Genomic DNA, 19,515 nt, shown 5'->3' on the forward strand with positions numbered 1-19,515 from the left:
TAAAAATATAAAGGACGAGTTATGCGCAGTAAAAAATATTTATCGGCGGCTATGTCGAGCATGCTACCTGTTGAGTTATACACCAGTGAGCAAGTCTACTCGATAGAACAAGCATGGTTTGCACAGGGCTATCATAGTTTTGCTCTTATGCAACAAGCCGCTTGGCAGATGACTCAGCACATTGTGCAATTAGCAGCACAAAACCATAATCATCTAAAAGCGACGTTAGCGCAAAGTAGTACTTTATTGAAGCGCAACGATAAGCAACCGACTGCTAGTATTTGGGTCGGTTGCGGTAATAATGGCGGTGATGGCTGGTTGATTGCTTATTACCTACAGCAGGCAGGCTGGCGAGTGGAAGTTATAACTGTCGGTATTAATAATAATATTGGGTTTGATAAAGATAAAGACTTAACCGATGCAGCAAAAGCTAAACAAATAGCCATAGATGCTAACGTACCTCATCAAAGCTTCGAAGACCAATACGATGAGAGCTCTAAGAGTATGGATCACTTGCAAGCGGATATTTATATCGACGCGCTATTCGGTATTGGTCTTGATCGCGCGCCCACGGGTATTTATCAACAAGCTATTGAGACTTTTAATAAAGCTGCTAGTACTAATGAGAGTTATAGCCAAAAGTTAATAGTTGCAGTCGATATTCCCAGCGGCCTAGTAGCTTCAACGGGACAAGTATTCAAGCAATCAGCCGTCCAAGCGGACATAACACTGTGTTTGATCGCTCGCAAATTTGGCTTACATACCAAAGATGGTAGCGACTATGCAGGTATGGTCATTGATATCCCTTTGATACCTTTTGAACCAGTTGAGCCCGCTGCTACATTACTTAGCACTGCCCAAAGTTTGGCAGCGCGGCATAATAACAGCTATAAAGGCAGCTATGGTCATGTGTTAATTATTGGTGGTAATCAAATAAATGGCTCACAAGGGATGGGCGGTGCGGCAATACTCGCCTCTGCTAGTGCGATGGCGACTGGTGCGGGCAAAATAACAGTAGCTTGTCACAAGGCTTTTCACGGGGCAGTGCTAAGCTCGCAACCAGACGCTATGACTATTGATTTGCATGATCAAGATGGGGTCAACCGTTTAATTAAAGAGGCTAGCGTTGTCGCCATTGGCATGGGGCTGGGTCGTGATGATCAAGCCAAAGCACTGTTTGTTAGCTATGTACAAGCTGTGATACAACAAGGTTGCGCCCTAATTATCGATGCCGATGGTCTGTATCATCTAGCGTCCCTGCAAGCTGATGGTCATCAACTAGTCAGAGATCTAAAAACATATAGCTCAACTCAGCGAGTCTGTTTGACCCCACACAGTGGTGAGGCAGCTAGATTATTAGATAAACAGATTTCAGCGATAGAGAATGATCGACTGACTGCTATCAAGCAATGCGCCACAACTTATGGCGGTGATTGGGTGTTGAAAGGAGCAGGGTCGCTGGTACTGGAGCAGTTGCCAAATAAACCAACTCAAATCTACGTTTGCGCTGTTGGTAATGCAGGTATGGCAACGGCTGGGATGGGTGATGTACTATCTGGGGTAACCGCTGGACTATTAGCACAGCAAGATCTGACAGAGGCAATGCGTAGCTTGTCGCAAGCAGTGCTTATTCATGGGCTGGCAGGCGACTTATTAACAAACCAATTGACTTATCCTATTAGCACCTTTTTATATTGTGATGCGAATACTATTACAAGTAACAAGCCAAAAACGCTGATAGGACAGCGCGGCTTGCAGGCACAAGATATGCCTGCGGCTATCCGTCAGGTGATAGATTTGGTTACAGAATGATTAGCACTGAGCATAACAGGAGCTAAATATAGCTATAAGATTATCTGAGCTGTCAATTAGCTACAATATTGGCTGATTGCTTTTTGCACGCGCTCACTTTTTAGCTCAATTTCACGACTATCAAGATATTGGCGTTTGCCACTAGCATCCATCTCATAGATACGACCACCGACATTGAGGTTGGTCAAGTTATTACGTAGAGATTGACAGCGCTGAGCATTAGCCTGTGCTTCTTGATCTTTAATACGAGCCTCTAGCTGGGCTACCCGCTGATCTTCAGCGCTTTGGGTTGGCTCGTTTTGATTGGCTTGCGTTCTACCTGCCATTTGACCTGCATTATTTTGGCGACCATCACTACGAAACTCAATGAGATCAAAGTTATTATTATCTCTTGGCTGATGCTGGCTGTATTTTACTTCGCCGTGAGCCCCAATAGATTTATAGACTTGCACCGCATAACTATCGCTGATTGATAGCGCCCATAGACTCACTGCTACTAGACATAGCGCTATTAAGCCTACTGGTTTTGCCGTGTTATTCGTCATAGATACTTGTGCCATAATAGCTATCCTGTCAATTAAAAGTAAAAGTGCTATAGGTTAATATCATAGCCATTTATTGGTCAAAAAAATATAGGGTCTGTTGAACATTCATAAGAAGGCACTGCTGATAGCAATACTATAGCGCTTAATTTTAGCAAATAACAGTTAGCAATGCTTATTAAATAACTTTTAGTTGGCAGACCCTATTATAAGTTTTTCTTGACAATAGTGGCTAAAACCTTGAAAATATTGGCAGTTGGTTGGTCAGTGAGCGGCATTTATATTTTGCCGTAACACTTGAAGACAATAATTATTAGATGACTTATCGGTGATTTAATAGATTTCGTTTTCTTTGTGACAGTACTCTAATACAACAGCAGTCATCACGATGGCTGACTATTAGTGCTATTTGTCAGCGGACTTATCGGTCTACAATGACTAAGATAAACTTATTATTGACATGTTTTATACCTTATTTTGAGATGTTTGCTGATGTCTATATAGCGCAAGCACAAAAACATAATAGGGCTAACGATATATAATTTTGCATATACTTGTTTTAAGACTATAACCTTTTGGTTAAAGTTTTAAATTGGATCGCAAATTTTATACTATTATTAGGTCATTAGTTTTTAGGGTATTAAAAGATATTAAGCTGATAATAAGACTCTATTATAGGTGCACTCGCATCTAGTCGCTGTATCCGAAATCTTCCATTACAAAGCTGACCGTAAATTCGCTGTGGTTTATTAGCAGATAATGAGCTATTCATTTTTAATAGCCTTCTACTGGTGCCTAGCGAGAACCTATTCTTATATGGACAACGACGAGTAAGCTTTCTAGGTATTCATCTAGCAATTAATAATGACGGACTAGTGAAAGTACTGAAAAACCATGCCTGTCTATCTATGTCAACTATGCCGAAAAAAAAGGTGATGATAATGACACAAGCGACGCAAACGACCCAAAGTCCAAACATGACTGGACATAGACAAGCAGCTCATGCCGCCAAGCACTTTCCTGAAAAGCAAGAGCAACTTGCCGAGGAAGGTCATGCTCCTGTAATGATGTCTGGTGCTGAGATGCTAGTACAGTCGCTAACCGATGAAGGTGTCAAATACATCTTTGGTTATCCCGGCGGCGCGGTCCTTCATATCTATGATGCGCTATTTCAGCAAGACAACATCGAGCATATCTTAGTGCGCCATGAGCAAGCTGCAGGCCATATGGCTGATGCTTACTCGCGTGTCACTGGTAATACGGGTGTGGTACTTGCAACTTCTGGTCCTGGGGCAACTAATACGGTTACGGCTATCGCAACTGCCTTTATGGACTCGGTGCCTATGGTTGTCCTAGCTGGGCAGGTACCTAGTAGTTTAATTGGCGAAGATGCGTTTCAAGAGACTGACATGATCGGTGTCTCACGTCCTATCGTCAAGCATAGCTTTCAGGTGCGTCATGCCAGCGAAATTCCAATGATCGTCAAAAAAGCTTTTCATATTGCCAAGTCTGGTCGTCCAGGTCCTGTTGTTATCGATATCCCTAAAGACATGACCGCGCCTAGCGAAAAGTACGTTTATGAGTATCCAAGCGAAGTGTTTGTCCGCTCGTATCAGCCTTCTATAAAAGGTCATAGTGGCCAGATCAAAAAGGCCGTCGAGACCTTATTAGCTGCTAAGCGGCCAGTAGTCTACTCAGGTGGCGGTGTTATCTGGAGTAATGCTCATGAGGAGCTGCGAGATATCGCCCATCGTTTAAACTTGCCAGTGACTAATACTTTGATGGGTCTAGGCGCTTTTGATGGTTTTGATGAGCAGTTCTTGGGTATGCTAGGTATGCATGGCACTTATGAGGCCAACATGAGTATGCATCACGCAGATGTTATTTTGGCTGTAGGGGCGCGTTTTGATGATCGCGTCACTAACAATGTCAAAAAATTCTGTCCCAATGCAACTATTATTCATATCGATATCGACCCCACTTCAATCTCAAAAACGATCTTTGCTCACGTGCCTATCGTTGGCGATGTCAAATCAGTATTGACTGATATGTTAGAGATCATTGGCACTGATAAAGAGCTTGATCAGCCCGCATTAACGGATTGGTGGTCGCAGATTAATGAATGGCGCAAACGTCATGGCTTGCGTTATGACACTAGCACTGAGAACGGGATTAAACCGCAAAGCGTTGTAGAAGCGCTTTGTAGAGTGACCAATGGTAACGCTATTATTACTAGTGATGTCGGTCAGCATCAGATGTTTGCTGCACTTTATTATACCTACAGAGAGCCACGCCAGTGGCTAAACTCAGGTGGTCTTGGTACGATGGGCGTCGGTTTGCCCTATGCTATGGCGGCCAAACTAGCTTGTCCTGATCGTGATGTGGTCTGTATCACAGGCGAGGGCTCTATTCAGATGAATATTCAAGAGCTATCGACTTGTCTGCAATATAATCTGCCTGTTAAGATATTGAATATCAATAACGCGCAGCTCGGCATGGTAAAGCAGTGGCAGGATATGCTCTATGAGGCGCGTCATGCGCAGTCTTATATGAATTCACTACCAGATTTTGTCAAATTAGCTGAAAGCTACGGTCATGTCGGTATCAAAATTACTGATCCTCAGACTATGGAAGCTCAGATCGCCGAAGCTATGGCAATAAAGGACAAACTAGTATTTATTGATGTTTATGTCGATCGTAATGAGCATGTTTATCCGATGCAAATTGCGGGACAAACTATGCGTGATATGTGGTTAACCAAAGGAGAGCGCACCTAATGCAACAACATCTGATTTCGGTATTGATGGAAAACGAAGCAGGCTCGTTGTCGCGAGTGGTAGGACTGTTCTCTCAACGCGGCTACAATATTGAGACTCTAAACGTCGCACCGACAGACGATCCCAGTATTTCTCGTTTGACTTTGACGACTATTACTTCGCCTGAAAAGATTGAGCAAATTACCAAACAGCTGCATAAGTTGATAGAAGTGGTCAAAGTGCTTAATCTATCAGATACCGTACATGTTGAGCGCGAGCTGATGCTCATAAAAGTACGCGCCACTGGTAATGTTCGTGAAGAGATCAAGCGTAATGCCGATATTTTCCGGGCGCAAATCGTCGATGTTAATGCTAATATCTATACGATTCAAATCGCTGGTGATGCTGCTAAGCTTGACGGCTTTATTGATGTTCTAGGTCGTGAGCGTATTCTAGAAGTGGTACGCTCAGGCGTCATTGGTATCGCTCGCGGTGAAAAAACACTCAGCATTTGATACTGAGCGTCTAACATATGCTAGACATTCATATTTATAAACTAACTTAACGCTTATAACGCACCTTTTTTATAGAAACTGTCTATAAAAAAGGTGCGTTATAAATATTTTACTATCCATGGCTCTCCATGATTGAGGAAAAGGACTCTACCTATGAACGTTTTTTATGACAAAGATTGTGATTTATCTATTATCCAAGGTAAAAAAGTAGCTATCATTGGTTACGGCTCACAGGGTCATGCCCATGCGCTAAACCTGCAAGAGTCTGGTGTCGACGTAACTGTTGGTCTACGCGCTAATTCAGGCTCATGGAAAAAAGCTGAAAACGCAGGCCTAAAAGTTGCTGAAGTTGCTGATGCGGTAAAAGCGGCTGACGTCGTAATGATCTTGACGCCTGATGAGTTCCAAAAAGAGCTATACCAAAACGAGATCGAGCCGAATATTAAAGATGGCGCGACTCTTGCTTTTGCTCATGGTTTTGCGATTCACTATAATCAAGTTGTACCACGCAGTGACTTAGACGTGATTATGGTTGCACCAAAAGCGCCAGGTCATACCGTACGTAACGAGTTCACTAAAGGTGGCGGTATTCCTGATCTTATCGCGATTTATCAAGATGCGTCGGGTCAAGCCAAGCAGTTAGCATTATCTTACGCAGCAGGCGTAGGTGGTGGTCGTTCAGGTATTATTGAGACTACTTTTAAAGATGAGACTGAAACTGATCTATTTGGTGAGCAAGCAGTCCTTTGTGGTGGCGCTGTAGAGCTTGTCAAAATGGGTTTTGAGACGTTAACTGAAGCAGGCTATGCACCAGAGATGGCTTACTTTGAGTGCTTGCATGAGCTAAAACTCATTGTTGATTTGATGTATGAAGGCGGTATCGCTGACATGAACTATTCAATCAGTAACAATGCTGAATATGGCGAATACGTGACGGGTTGTGAGGTTATCAATGAGCAATCACGCGAAGCTATGCGTAATGCCTTGAAGCGTATCCAGTCTGGTGAATACGCTAAAATGTTCATCTCTGAAGGAGCTACTAACTATCCTTCAATGACCGCTCGTCGCCGTAACAACGCTGAGCATCCAATCGAAATCACTGGTGCTAAATTACGCGCCATGATGCCTTGGATCGGTGGCAATAAAATCATCGATAAAGACAAAAACTAAGACAAAAACGCTTTAGTTTAGCAGTAGATTTTTTGATTTAGTAAAGATTAAACCCATGTTGTCAACTTGATAGCATGGGTTTTTTAGTGGGCTCTATTATTAGAGCTAAGAGCATTATACAAGCTGTCATTACGATAACGCTTGAAATTTGCTAAGAGCTACCTAATATAAACAGCCTTGCTGCGTTTATTAGTAAGTAGCTGAATAATGGCTATTTACAAGTTCACCATTCTTGTTACTCTTTATTTCTCATTTTAGACTATAGGTTGTACTGTGCAAATATCTTTTCCAGACTGGCTGACCCCGCAATTTGCTTATATTACTTTTAGTGCGCTAGTTGCCGTGCTGATTTGGATAGAAGGGGAGATGCTCAGGCGTAATGATGGCAAGCTACCCAAGTCTAAGCTATTTCAAATCGCATCATTATTAGATACCTCTTGGTTTTTTGTATCAGTGGTGATGTTATATATTATTGACTTAACCCCACTTGCCGCTGCCGTTCCTGCCGCTTATGGTATTTATACTGTGTTTGGTTGGATTTATGGCACACGCTTGCTCAAACTCAAAGGCATACCTGATTCAGCAGCAGATTTAGTCGTACCTTCTAAGTACATCGCTTATAGCCAATCGTTTGCTTTAATATTTTTTGCCTTGTGCTCATTGGTGCTGGCATCGCCTTGGTTGCCTTTGCCAAACTAAGGCTAGATTGCTATATAGAAGCGATCTATTGAGAAAATTATAGGCCTAAAAACAGGCAGAATTATCTAAGAATATGATGCTAATACTGGTCTTAAATTTTTTACAAAACGGTTTAATTTAGCCTATCTTTGATTATAAAAACTGCTATACTACAAGGGTACTTAAGCGATTTAAGGCTGGAATAGTACTGTATCATTGGGATAGAGTGTTATTTAGTTTTAGCATTCTGCTAATAGATCGAATAAGTATTTGTCAATTAATCGGTAATGACACACGTCTTGCCAACCGTTAAAGAGTTAGGAAAATTTATGTCAGATAAAGTTGAAGGTACTGTAAAGTGGTTTAACGAAGCTAAAGGTTTTGGTTTTATCGCACAAGATAATGGCGGCCAAGATGTATTCGCTCATTATAGCGCTATCCAAGGTGGTGGTTTCAAAACTCTAGCCGAAGGCCAAAAAGTATCTTTCGTTTTAGGTGAAGGCAAAAAAGGCCCACAAGCTGAGCAAATCGAAGCCCTTTAACTCTTATAGCTATTGAATATGATCCGCTCTATTTATTAGCATTAATTTTAAAACGTTAGATTACTTTGTTTGTTAAAACAAAAATATTGTCTAGACTGTATCGCGAAAGCAACCTAATAAGAGGTTGCTTTTTTTGTGCTAAATTTTTGTACAACACGCCCTATTTGTAAGTCTTGTTAAATTATTACCAAAAGAAAGCAACACGCCCGACTAACAAACTCCTCTATAATTAATAATTAATAAAAATGTTTAAACGCACTAAATCAAGGGTAGGGTATAGGAAGGTTTTATGGAGTGGCAAGCTTGGTTCTTGATTGATTGGCAGCAAGTCATTGGCATAGCGCTGTCAGTGATAGGGTTTTATTTCTGTTTAATATTGTTCACACGCATCGTTGGGTTGCGAAGTTTCTCAAAACTGTCCAGCTATGATTTGGCCATGACCGTCGGTATTGGTAGTATTCTGGCGTCTACTGTATTGTCAAAATCTACATCGCTATTACAAGGCGTATTTGCGATCGGCATGCTATTTATGCTGCAAGCGCTACTCTCTATTATGAGACGCAAGTTTAAGCCTTTTAAAGCCTTGATAGACAATCAGCCTATCATTTTGATGTCTAATGGCGAGTACCTCTGGGATAACCTAAAAGAAGCTAAGCTCAGCACCAATGATATCAAACAAATATTGCGTCAAAATGGGATTAAATCTAAATCAGAGGTATTTGCAGTCATTATGGAAACGACAGCGAATATAAGCGTGATAAAAACTAGCGATATTAGCCCTGATTGGTCGTTGTTTGATGATATTCGTGACAACGAGATCTTAGTGACGGCTTATAACAATGGCGTCAAACAAAAAAGCAATGTTGAAGTGTTTTCTAAAACATAACAAAACGTTAAGCAAATTAAAGCACAGTGATGCTATAAAGGGTTACCATTGTTATTAACAAGGTTATAACTTATAAAACAAGGCTATAACTTCTAAGATATAATCGAAATTTTCAAGAATATTTGTAGCTCACAAAGCTTGTGTTTGAAAACAGTGATAAATTTATGACCGATTATTCACCGCCTCGTCTTGACCTTGTAGATGCTCTCACGCAAGATAGTCAGGTCTAGTAAACACAGTCAGAAAAATCATTAGCCACTAGTTATTACAAAATGAGCTAAATAGCTTAATTATAAATTTACGTCTATAACATAAGACTTTTTATTTATTTTTTAATTCAAAATTTACATTTATATATAACAAAAGAGGAACGTATGAAAGCATTAGTAGCGGTCAAGCGCGTTATCGATTATAACGTAAAGGTAAGAGTAAAAGCCGATCATTCAGCGGTCGATTTATCCAACACTAAGATGTCTATCAACCCGTTTGATGAGATTGCCGTAGAAGAAGCGGTTCGTCTAAAAGAAGCCGGTGTCATTGATGAAATTATCGTCGCATCTATTGGTCCAAAAGAGTCGCAAGAGCAGATTCGTGCAGCATTAGCGCTTGGTGCAGATCGTGGCGTATTGGTTCAAACAGATGATAAGCCTTATCCATTACAAGTGGCTAAAATCTTAAAGAGCATCGCTGAGTCTGAAGCGACTGATATCATTCTTTTAGGTAAGCAAGCTATCGATGATGATAATAACCAAACGGGTCAAATGCTGGCGGCGTTGATGGGTATTGGTCAAGGTACTTTTGCCTCAGAGGTCAAAGTTGACGGCGATAAAGTAAACGTTACCCGTGAAGTCGATGGCGGCTTGCAAACCGTAGCTTTATCGCTACCTGCGCTAATCACTACCGACTTACGCTTGAATGAGCCACGTTATGCCAAATTGCCTAACATTATGAAAGCTAAGAAAAAGCCGCTTGATGAGAAAACTCCTGCTGACTTTGGCGTAGATATGAGCTCTAAGCAACAAATCATCAAAGTTGAGCCACCTGCTGAGCGTAAAGCTGGTATTACAGTAAAATCAGTAGATGAGCTAGTAGATAAGCTTAAAAATGAAGCAAAAGTCATTTAATTGAGCCGCTAGTTGAATAGGCTAATCTTATAAGATAATACGAATAAATAAAGGATAATAATCATGGCAGTTTTAGTATATGCAGAACATGACAATGCCAGTCTAAAAAAGGCAACGCTTAATACGATCGCTGCTGCCAAAGAAATTGGTGGCGATATTCATGTATTAGTTGCAGGTAGTGGTAACCAAGCTGTGGCTGATGAAGCGGCAAAAGTTGAAGGCGTAACCAAAGTGCTAGTCGCAGATAATGCCGTGTATGAGCATCAGTTGGCTGAGAATATCGCGCTATTGGTTGCTGATATCGCAGGCGACTATAGCCATATTCTTGCGCCTGCTACTACTACTGGTAAAGGCTTTATGCCACGTGCAGCTGCCTTGCTGGATGTAAGTATGTTGTCAGAGATTACCAAAGTAGTCGATGCACAAACCTTTGAGCGTCCTATCTATGCAGGTAATGCTACAGCTACGGTCAAGACTTCAGAAGATAAAGTAGTGCTCACGGTGCGTGCGACTGCTTTTGATCCTGCTGCAAGCGAGGGTGGCTCAGCGACTGTTGAGGCTATCGATAATGTACAACAGTCTGATAAAGCTACTTTTGTGTCTGAAGAGATGGCCAAATCTGATCGTCCTGAGCTGACTTCAGCATCTATTGTGGTATCTGGTGGTCGAGCGCTGGCGAATGGTGAGAACTTTACCAAATACATTGAGCCACTCGCTGACAAATTAGGTGCCGCTATCGGTGCTTCACGCGCAGCAGTCGATGCCGGTTACGTCGCTAACGATATGCAGGTCGGTCAAACAGGCAAAATCATCGCCCCAGATCTTTACATTGCCGCTGGTATCTCAGGTGCTATTCAGCATCTAGCTGGTATGAAAGATTCTAAGGTTATCGTTGCTATCAATAATGATCCAGATTCACCTATTGCAAGCGTTGCGGATTACTTCTTAGAAGCCGATCTATTTGAAGCGCTACCTGAGCTGACTAGTAAAGTTTAATTATTCATTATGATCGCTCAATTTAATTACTGAGCTTTATACCGTCTTATAAATAAAAATCCCGCTATTACTAATAGCGGGATTTTTTTAGAATTAGTTTTTTGGCCAATACTTTATGAATATTGCCGTTGTCGTAGCGTCTCATAAAGACAAAGCGCGCCAGCAATCGCCACATTAAGACTCTCTTGTCCATTAGGCTGGGGTAGGGCAATAGGAGTGGCGCATTGCATTAGCTCGTCACAAACGCCTTGACCTTCATGTCCCATGATCCACGCTACAGGCGCATGTAAATCATGCTGATAAATGAGCGTATCCGTATGTGAGCTAGTGGCTAGTAGCGGCACTCGTACTTTATCTAAGATATCTTGGCTGCTTAAGCCCTCATAAATAGTCAAAGCAAACTGCGCACCCATGCCCGCCCGTAAGGTCTTTGGTGACCATGCCTGTGCAGTGGCATTAGTACAGAGCACCGTACTGATACCTACCGCTGCAGCAGTGCGCAATAACGTACCAACATTACCACTGTCCTGTACATCATTTAGCACTAAGCAGTCGGTCGTAATAACAGGCAAGACGGGCGCTGGTATATCAATGATCGCCATAATATCAATACCTGAGCCTAAGCTACGAATGCTCTTGTATAACGAGTCTGATAGAGTCAATATACTGATATCTGTGGTTAGGCGATTAAGTACTTGCTGCACTTCAGGATGCGATTTTGCTGATTCTGAAACCAATATTTGTGCAAAGCGACAGCCATGACCCAGCGCCGCATCCAATAAGTGCACCCCTTCAAGCACCGTTTGCGCCAGCTTATTACGCTGGCGAGATTGTGATAGTAAAGCCTTGACTAGCTTTACGGTTTGATTTTTATCAGAGGTGATCAAATCGTCAGGTCGATGTAGGTCTGCTGTCATAGTGAACCATATAATGATAAAAACAAGTTTAAGGGATTAGGGTCTGTTGAACATTCGATCATGGCACTGACAGAGACTATTTTTTAGGCGATTCTAGATTAAAAATATCTAGTTTAGCATCCTAAGCGGATCTTTTTAATGACGAATCGGCAAAAAAGAGTCCTGTCCTTGCAGGCTGATGCTAAAATTGTTCTATTCGTTATAAAAATCTAGCCAATACAATAAGCATTACCTGCGATCTTTACTTAGACTAGAACCATTTTAGCTATCAGCAGTGCTCATTTATGAATGTTCAACAGACCCCGAGACTAATAGCAAAAAGGCTATTTAGCCGCATGTTGCAAATGTAAGTCTTTGACATAAGCCACTTCGTTTTTGCTGCCAAGTACAACAGGCACACGCTGATGGATATCGTTAGGCTCGATATCTAAGATACGATTAACAGCATCCGTTGCACCGCCACCTGCGCGTTCAATCAGTAAGCTCATCGGATTGGCTTCATACATCAGACGCAGCTTGCCTGCCTTGTGCGCGTATTTAGTATCAAAGGGATAAGTAAATAATCCACCGCGACAAAGGATACGATGCACGTCACCGACCATAGCCGCGACCCAGCGAGTATTAAAGTCGCGTCCGCGAACCCCTGCCTCGCCATCGATTAACTCATCGATATATTGCTGCATAGGGGCACGCCAATAGCGATAGTTTGAGCTGTTGATAGAATACTCACTGGTATCAGCATCGATTTGTATTTTTTCTTCAATAAGGACATAGTCGCCACTATCAGGATCTAAGCTAAACATAGCCACATCGTCTGCTATGGTCAGCGCAAGCATAGTGGAGGTGCCATACAGCAAATAACCTGCTGCCAGTTGTTGATTACCCGCTTGCAAAAAGTCTTTGTCTACGCTGATTTGACCTTGGCGCTGGTAGGGTAAGATTGAGAAGATAGTGCCAACTGCCATGTTAATATCGATATTTGATGAGCCATCTAAAGGATCAAATAACACGAGCAAGCTACCATCAGTATGAGCAGGCGTTGAGTTGTCCAACTCCTCCGAGGCTACCCCAGCACAATGCGCGTTACTCGCTAAAGCGTCTAATAGTAAGTCATTGGCTAGGACATCGAGCTTTTTTTGCTCCTCGCCTTGCACGTTCTGATTACCAGCCTCGCCTAAGATGTCAGCTAATGCACCGCGTCGCAGGAGTTGGGCAATCGTTTTACCGACCTCAGTAATAGTAGCAATCGTCTCGTTCACAGCAGTATTAGTCGAGTGATTATTTAGATATTGAGTCAAAGTGGTCATAAACTTTCCTAGTCAGTAGGATTATAATAAAATTTTGATGAGCGCTATGGTTTTGGTAGGTGCTGTCAGCTGAATAAGGTTATTGAGTGATCATTAATGACTGATCGCTGGCAATATATCTAATACACCTAACGGGTGCAAATGAGATGCTACGCTACGGTCAAGGAGTTTTAAAATTGCTACAAGACGACCGATCGCAGATAGTACAATAAGTACATCTAGGGTGGGCAACACCGTAGCGGTTTAAAAGTACTCCGACTATATCTTTGTCAGTACGGTAAAATCAGCTACACTATAGCTAATATTGATAAGCTTATAAAGTCCATTAGCAATTATTAGCAAAACAGGTTCGATACAATTCGAGCGTAGTTTTGCTGTTTATTGCCGATAGTATGAGCCATCAATTGCCCTAAACTAAACCAACAATAAAGACTTGCCATTATGCCAAATTCTAACAGTAGTCGTGTAAATAATACGGTATTACCTTCTGAACATGCCAAGTTTGATCCAGAAACTATTCATCAGCGGCTCAATACTTCGCTGAGCCTACCACAGCTCAATAGCGATGGTAGTATAAGGCATTTTTTGGGAGTAGAAGGCTTAAATAAGGCGCAATTGCAAGCGATCATTGCTAAGGCTGAAACCTTTATTGATGAAAATGGTCAATTGATCAACCGTCCTGAGCTAGAGGGCTGTACGGTGATGAATCTGTTTTTTGAGCCTTCAACGCGTACACGTACTACGTTTGAGGTGGCAGAAAAGCGGCTCGGCGCGAATGTGCTAAATCTCGATATTGCCAGCTCTAGTGCCAAAAAAGGTGAGAGCTTGCGTGATACGCTATGGAACTTGCAGGCGATGACTGCTGATATCTTTGTCGTGCGTCATTCGGCCTCTGGTGCGGCGCACTTTATGGCGACTGAGGTGACGCCAAATATTGCTATTATCAATGGCGGTGATGGCTGGCATGCGCATCCTACCCAAGGCATGCTCGATATGCTAACTATTCACCGTGAAGCCCCGCGCCCATTCGAAGAGCTATCAGTAGCTATCATTGGTGATGTGAAGCATTCGCGTGTTGCTCGCTCCGATATCAGTGCGCTGCAAACGCTTGGGGTCAAAGATATTCGGGTGATTGCACCGCGTACCTTGTTACCTAAAGGTATTGAACGTTTTGGTGTCACTGTTTATGAGGATATGAATGATTGTGTGCGAGACTGTGATGTCATTATGGGGCTTAGAATACAAAATGAGCGTATTGGCTCGCCGCTACTGGCTTCATCAAACGAGTATTATAAGCAATATGGTATTACTCCTGAGCGCGTAGCACTGGCTAAGCCTGATGCCTTGATTATGCATCCAGGACCGATGAATCGCGGGGTTGAGATCGCCTCTAGTGTGGCAGACGGGCCGCAGTCAGTGATTCTTAGACAAGTCAGTAATGGCGTTGCCATTCGTATGGCGGTATTGTCCATGGCTATGGAGGGACAGCGTTTTCATCAGGCGCTTTCATCAAGTGCTAAATAGCTAATATTTGGATAGCTAGTATGTAGATACGCTGTTTTATTCTTATTTACACCCTTTATTGATACGGTAATAACGCTCATGACTAACGTTACAAATTCAGATACTAAGATGCACGATTTACTTCCAGAAGCCTTTAAAAAAGCATTGTCAAAAACGACTAGCGCTCAATTAGCAAAACTGACCGACGAGCGTGAGACTTGGCTATTACCACCACTAGTCGATCTGTGCGCGCGTTTGCGTGAGCCTGGGTTACAGCAGCATGGTACGCTGGCGTCTGAAGGTCGTGCGGCGCGTGCTAATGGGTTTTTGCATGTGGTAACGCCACCTGATACCAATCCTATATTAGAAAATGGCTCATTATTAAAAGGTCTGCGTGAGCGTGCACTAGACGATGGCGGGATTTATCTGCATATTTTAGGCGCATTGACCGAAGGTTTAAAAGGGGAAAACCCTTCCAATATTGCTGGACTCAAAAAAGGCGGCTGTATTGCTGTCTCTAATGCCCGTCGACCTTTTGCTAATGATTTGGTATTACTACGTACCCTAGAGTACGCAGCAACTTTTGGCATGAAAGTATTTTTCTATCCTAATGAGCCAAGCTTGTCGGGTGATGGCGTCGCTCATGAAGGTTATATTGCCTCTTATCATGGTTTGCAGGGCATCCCGTGGATTGCAGAAACGGTCGCCTTATCTACTCAGTTGTTGATGGTCGAAGAAACGGGCATCGCTGCGCACTTTAGCCAACTGTCCTGTAAGTCTTCAGTAGAGCTGATGCGCTGGGCAAAAAATAAAGGATTGCCAGTCACTTGTGATGTGGCGATGCACCAGCTGTATTTAACAGATGATAACCTAGAAGGCTTCAACTCTATGGCGTACGTATTGCCGCCGCTTCGTAGTAACACCGATCAAAAAGCACTACGTCGAGGCCTCAAAGACGGTACGATTGATGCTATCTGTAGCCATCACGAGCCGCTAAATGCCACAGCCAAAAAAGCGCCATTCGCTGAGAGTACCCCAGGCATTTCCAACTTTGACACCTTTATGGCGTTAGCCTGTCAATTAGTACGTGATGAGGTGCTAAGTAGAGAGCAGCTGGTGGACAAGATTTGTCTAAACCCAGCACGTATCGCTGGTATTGATGAGCAGTATGCTACTACAGGCGGTGCGGTGGTGGTAAATCCTAACCTGGAGTGGCAAGTCACCTCCGATACTATGCATTCTAATGGTAAAAACACGCCATTCTATAATCAGTGTCTGCAAGGGCGCGTTGTGGAGACTTTCTTTGGCTAAAGCGCCACAGTACCAATCCAAGTCACCGCCTGTTACCGCTAAAGCGTCTTCTGAGTCTATAAAAGCTGTCGCTATTTATGAGATCGTCAAAGGTGCTGGTGCGTTGATAGCCGCTGGTGCATTAGGTCTATGGCATAAGGATTTAGATCAATGGCTGGCAACGGCTACTGAGACTTGGCAGCAGTATTTTGGTCAGCTGCTCGCGCCGCAAGTAGAGAGCACAGTAACGCTTGCGCAAAAAGCGAGTGAAAACTGGACGCTGTTCTTGATATTCATCTGTGTTTATATCAGTTTGCGTTTTATTGAAGCTTATGGCTTGTGGCAAGATAAGACATGGGCTTATTGGTTCAGCGTCATCGGTTATGGGATATTTATTCCTATTGAGCTTTATTATTTAATAGTAAGTCCATTTGACTGGTTCAAGTTGGGTATCTTACTATTAAATATTACCATTGTCATTGTGGTTTATCTCAATATGAAACGTAAAGGTTTGATTTAAAGTATCCTATTGTCAATGCTATAACTGCTCATCCTTAATAGGGCTGATGGTTTTGGCCACTCGGCCCACACTGAGTCCTTGCACCAGTATAGAGAATACAACGACCCCATAAGTCAATGCCAATAGGATGTCACGCTCGCGACCTGCTGGCAGCTGTAATACTAGCGCTACTGAAATACCACCACGCAATCCGCCCCAAGTCAAAACTTTCCAAGCGCCAACAGGTAGCTCAAGCTGATGTCTAAAGGTACGTGTGGTAGTACCGACGACGATAAATCGCGCCAACAGTGCGATAATAATCGTCAAGCCTGCTGCTATAAATAGATTGCCAGAGTAGGCAATCATCACCACCTCTAAACCGATTAATACAAATAAAATCGCATTTAATATCTCATCAATCAATTCCCAAAACAGATCGATATAATGGCGAGTTTTGTCACTCATCGCTAAGGCGCGACCGCGATTACCTACCATTAGTCCCATCATCACCATAGCCAATGGCCCTGATAGATGCCAATGGCTGGCAAGCGCGTAACCGCCGATTACGCCAGCTAAGGTCAACAGCACCTCTTCTTGATAACTATCAATACTCTGGAGCATATAATACAAAATAGCGCCGAGCACTAGACCAAAAACGATACCGCCGCCAGCTTCAACGGCTAGCGTATGCGCCACATAGTTGACTGTGGGAATATCGCCACTCGATAAAATACTTAGTAATAATACAAAGATAACAACGCCAATACCGTCGTTAAATAAAGACTCGCCAGCGATAACGGTCTCGATGCTCTTAGGAGCACCTGCTGAGGCCAAAATACCCATAACCGCGATTGGGTCAGTCGGTGAGATTAAAGCGCCAAATAGTAAACACCAAATAAAGGATAGCTCAAAGCCAAACAGGGGCAGCATATAATAGATAGCCGCTGCAATAAGTACCGCTGACACTATAGTGCCGATGCAAGCTAAAATACCAATAGGCAGCTTATAGCGTCTCAAATCGCTAACATTGACGTGTAATGCGGCTGCAAATAATAGCATAGAGAGCATACCATCGAGCAAAACCTCAGTAAAATCAAGCTGATCTAGTAAGCTCATCTCATAATCAATCAACTGATCAAATCCTAAAAACCCCAAAAATATCGCTACAATAGATAATAAGATAGAGATTACCATCACACCAATGGTGGTTGGCAGTCCAATAAAGCGATGATTAACATAAGTCAAAAGCGCTGTGATTGACAAAAATATAGCGCTGATTTCAAGTACAGTTAGGCTGGTTGCGGATGTCATAAAAAGCTCTTTGATAGGTCTTGATTGATTCAAAAGTAATAAAGCGAAAGCTAGCTTGATTGAGTCTCTAATGCTTTACGAATATGCTCATTAAAGGCGCTAGTGTATTCAAAATATTGATGCTTGGCGTTATCATCATGGATAAACTGCCGAGCCTGAGCACACATGGCTTTCAAGTCTAACATCAACTCATTATAGGCAAGGTTTTCTCGTCCTGCACGCTCAATGAGAGTCAGCTCATGCAGTAAAGCTTGACGCTGTGCGCTATTGACCCGCGCATAGTTCAAGTCTGTAATAGCTTGGCATAGCGCTTTTAACACCATTAAGTCTGCCGTAGCGTAGCGACGTATTTCACCGAGAGAGCTATCGATAAAGTCCGAAATCTTAGGATTTTTGGTAACCACTGCTAAGGTTGCTATTCGCAACTTATCAGCAGCAACATCGACTACATCCTTGTCATGAGGCAATACATAAAAATGATAAGGACTGGGCGGTTGGCGCCGCATCATTACACTGATACAAGTCGTTAGTGACTGTACACAGTTCACTGCCGTTTTTGGATCGTTAATACCAGGGGATAGGGCACGGACGGCAATCTCAGTCATTTGCCCTAAACTGTAGGCAATATCATCAGAATGAGAGAGTCTAGGCTCGATCTCGATACCCGCCGCAAAGCGTTGCCAGAATAAGCCATCGGGTGCTCTTGGCATGACAGCCAGATGTGAGGTTTTGGTTTTTTGTAAGAAGCTTATGTGATCGGCAGGACGCTGATAAAAGTATCCTATAATATTATGATCAGTGACAAAGTCGCCAAGATTAGTATGCAGCTTTATGACGCCGCCATAGTCAGTGGCTAGGGCGGTTAGTGTCTCTATATATATCTGATGTAAATATCCTGCGGTAGGGGCATAGATCGACGTTGCCGACCAATCAAGATATTGCACGACATCTTTATCTTTTGTATCGCGCTGATGCTGAATATCACAATGATCACTATACCAATAATGAATATTCTTAATAGCTTCATTGCTCGCACCCTCAATGACGTGAGATGCCTGAATAGCATGCACCATATGCTGTACGAAATATACCAATAGTAAGGCACACATGATGGCTAAGATAATAGCAAAAGTAACGGCTAATTGTGGCACGCCAAAATCAACGTCAAACTTATGGATGGACTTGAGTACCAATAGGCTATAGCTAAAAGTGCCTAAGAATATACCTAAGACAAACTGATTGGGTGTATCTGTCAAAAAGTTACGCAGTAGCCTGGGGCCAAATTGCGAAGATGCCATAGATAGTACAGCAATAGTAATCGAAAAAGTAGTACCTGCTACTCCTAATACCGCCCCTGCAATCGAGGTCATAATCGCGCGTGCCGCATCAGCATCACCAGTAAAGGCAAAGCCAATATCTCGTACCATTTCCCTATCAAAGCGCTCATCAATAGAGAGTATTAGAGGTGCTAAGAGGATACCTAACACAATCAAAGCAGTAGGGATAAACCAGTAAGAGCCGAGCAGCTTTTGCCAGATGTTTCTTAAACGATCGGGCAAATTGGTCAAAGTCTCGAGCGATAGCAGATGAAGAAAATCTTTTGGCCATGTCGTAAGACTATCCAAGATGCGTTTAGAAAGCTTGTTTTTAGAGTTCTCTTGCACTGT

Annotated in this window: 17 protein-coding genes; 12 read left to right on the forward strand and 5 right to left on the reverse strand. The window is 42.7% G+C overall.

Annotation, left to right across the window (positions count from 1 at the left end; translation table 11 throughout):
- The first annotated feature begins 21 nt into the window (after positions 1-21).
- The gene (locus ACR63T_RS03150; RefSeq protein ID WP_472784743.1) at positions 22-1,812 is read left to right on the forward strand and encodes an NAD(P)H-hydrate dehydratase; all 1,791 of its coding nucleotides are present in this window, start codon (positions 22-24) and stop codon (positions 1,810-1,812) included.
- A gap of 56 nt (positions 1,813-1,868) precedes the next feature.
- Here ACR63T_RS03150 and ACR63T_RS03155 read toward each other — a convergent pair whose 3' ends face one another.
- Entirely contained in the window at positions 1,869-2,372 is a 504-nt protein-coding gene (locus ACR63T_RS03155; RefSeq protein WP_472784744.1) for a DUF4124 domain-containing protein, read from the reverse strand.
- Positions 2,373-3,418: 1,046 nt separating this feature from the next.
- On the opposite strand from ACR63T_RS03155, the gene ACR63T_RS03160 reads away from it, so the two are divergent.
- From ACR63T_RS03160 to ACR63T_RS03195, 8 genes are all read left to right on the forward strand, one after another.
- Complete coding sequence (locus tag ACR63T_RS03160) at positions 3,419-5,131, forward strand: acetolactate synthase 3 large subunit (RefSeq protein WP_201573718.1); 1,713 nt, start codon at positions 3,419-3,421, stop codon at positions 5,129-5,131.
- Positions 5,131-5,625, forward strand: a complete 495-nt coding sequence (gene ilvN, locus ACR63T_RS03165) for an acetolactate synthase small subunit (protein ID WP_201572172.1) — start codon at positions 5,131-5,133, stop codon at positions 5,623-5,625. The genes ACR63T_RS03160 and ilvN overlap by 1 nt, the downstream gene beginning before the upstream one ends.
- A gap of 153 nt (positions 5,626-5,778) precedes the next feature.
- Positions 5,779-6,795, forward strand: coding sequence for a ketol-acid reductoisomerase (ilvC, locus tag ACR63T_RS03170; RefSeq protein WP_201572174.1), 1,017 nt, complete (start codon positions 5,779-5,781; stop codon positions 6,793-6,795).
- A 273-nt stretch (positions 6,796-7,068) separates the two neighbouring features.
- Positions 7,069-7,494, forward strand: a complete 426-nt coding sequence (locus ACR63T_RS03175) for a hypothetical protein (RefSeq protein WP_305899674.1) — start codon at positions 7,069-7,071, stop codon at positions 7,492-7,494.
- Between the two features lie 308 nt (positions 7,495-7,802).
- Positions 7,803-8,015: a cold-shock protein gene (locus ACR63T_RS03180; protein ID WP_201572179.1), complete on the forward strand. Its 213-nt coding sequence runs from the start codon at positions 7,803-7,805 to the stop codon at positions 8,013-8,015.
- A 289-nt stretch (positions 8,016-8,304) separates the two neighbouring features.
- Positions 8,305-8,901: a DUF421 domain-containing protein gene (locus ACR63T_RS03185; protein ID WP_305899675.1), complete on the forward strand. Its 597-nt coding sequence runs from the start codon at positions 8,305-8,307 to the stop codon at positions 8,899-8,901.
- Between the two features lie 374 nt (positions 8,902-9,275).
- Positions 9,276-10,025 carry an electron transfer flavoprotein subunit beta/FixA family protein gene (locus ACR63T_RS03190; protein ID WP_472784745.1) on the forward strand — a complete coding sequence of 250 codons (750 nt, stop codon included), beginning with the start codon at positions 9,276-9,278 and terminating at the stop codon, positions 10,023-10,025.
- 63 nt (positions 10,026-10,088) lie between these two features.
- Positions 10,089-11,021 (forward strand): electron transfer flavoprotein subunit alpha/FixB family protein, encoded by a 933-nt coding sequence (locus ACR63T_RS03195; RefSeq protein WP_472784746.1) that lies wholly within the window; start codon positions 10,089-10,091, stop codon positions 11,019-11,021.
- Positions 11,022-11,134: 113 nt separating this feature from the next.
- Here the strand turns inward: ACR63T_RS03195 and ACR63T_RS03200 are convergent, their stop codons facing one another.
- Positions 11,135-11,938: a TrmH family RNA methyltransferase gene (locus ACR63T_RS03200; protein ID WP_472784747.1), complete on the reverse strand. Its 804-nt coding sequence runs from the start codon at positions 11,936-11,938 to the stop codon at positions 11,135-11,137.
- Between the two features lie 323 nt (positions 11,939-12,261).
- Positions 12,262-13,245 carry a class 1 fructose-bisphosphatase gene (locus ACR63T_RS03205; protein WP_201572189.1) on the reverse strand — a complete coding sequence of 328 codons (984 nt, stop codon included), beginning with the start codon at positions 13,243-13,245 and terminating at the stop codon, positions 12,262-12,264.
- Positions 13,246-13,686: 441 nt separating this feature from the next.
- Here ACR63T_RS03205 and ACR63T_RS03210 point away from each other — a divergent pair, with 441 nt between their 5' ends.
- The 3 genes from ACR63T_RS03210 (at position 13,687) to ACR63T_RS03220 (ending at position 16,558) form a co-directional block, all read left to right on the forward strand.
- Positions 13,687-14,769, forward strand: coding sequence for an aspartate carbamoyltransferase catalytic subunit (locus ACR63T_RS03210; RefSeq protein WP_201572191.1), 1,083 nt, complete (start codon positions 13,687-13,689; stop codon positions 14,767-14,769).
- A 108-nt stretch (positions 14,770-14,877) separates the two neighbouring features.
- On the forward strand, positions 14,878-16,059 hold the full coding sequence (locus tag ACR63T_RS03215; RefSeq protein WP_201573720.1) for a dihydroorotase: 1,182 nt from the start codon (positions 14,878-14,880) through the stop codon (positions 16,057-16,059).
- Entirely contained in the window at positions 16,052-16,558 is a 507-nt protein-coding gene (locus ACR63T_RS03220; RefSeq protein ID WP_472784748.1) for a DUF2127 domain-containing protein, read from the forward strand. Before ACR63T_RS03215 ends, ACR63T_RS03220 begins: the two co-directional genes overlap by 8 nt.
- Before the next feature lie 18 nt (positions 16,559-16,576).
- Here ACR63T_RS03220 and ACR63T_RS03225 read toward each other — a convergent pair whose 3' ends face one another.
- The gene (locus ACR63T_RS03225; RefSeq protein ID WP_472784749.1) at positions 16,577-17,848 is read right to left on the reverse strand and encodes a cation:proton antiporter; all 1,272 of its coding nucleotides are present in this window, start codon (positions 17,846-17,848) and stop codon (positions 16,577-16,579) included.
- Positions 17,849-17,898: 50 nt separating this feature from the next.
- Positions 17,899-19,512 (reverse strand): DUF2254 domain-containing protein, encoded by a 1,614-nt coding sequence (locus tag ACR63T_RS03230; RefSeq protein ID WP_472784750.1) that lies wholly within the window; start codon positions 19,510-19,512, stop codon positions 17,899-17,901.
- Positions 19,513-19,515 lie beyond the last annotated feature (3 nt).

This window comes from Psychrobacter sp. M17(2026), assembly GCF_055699815.1.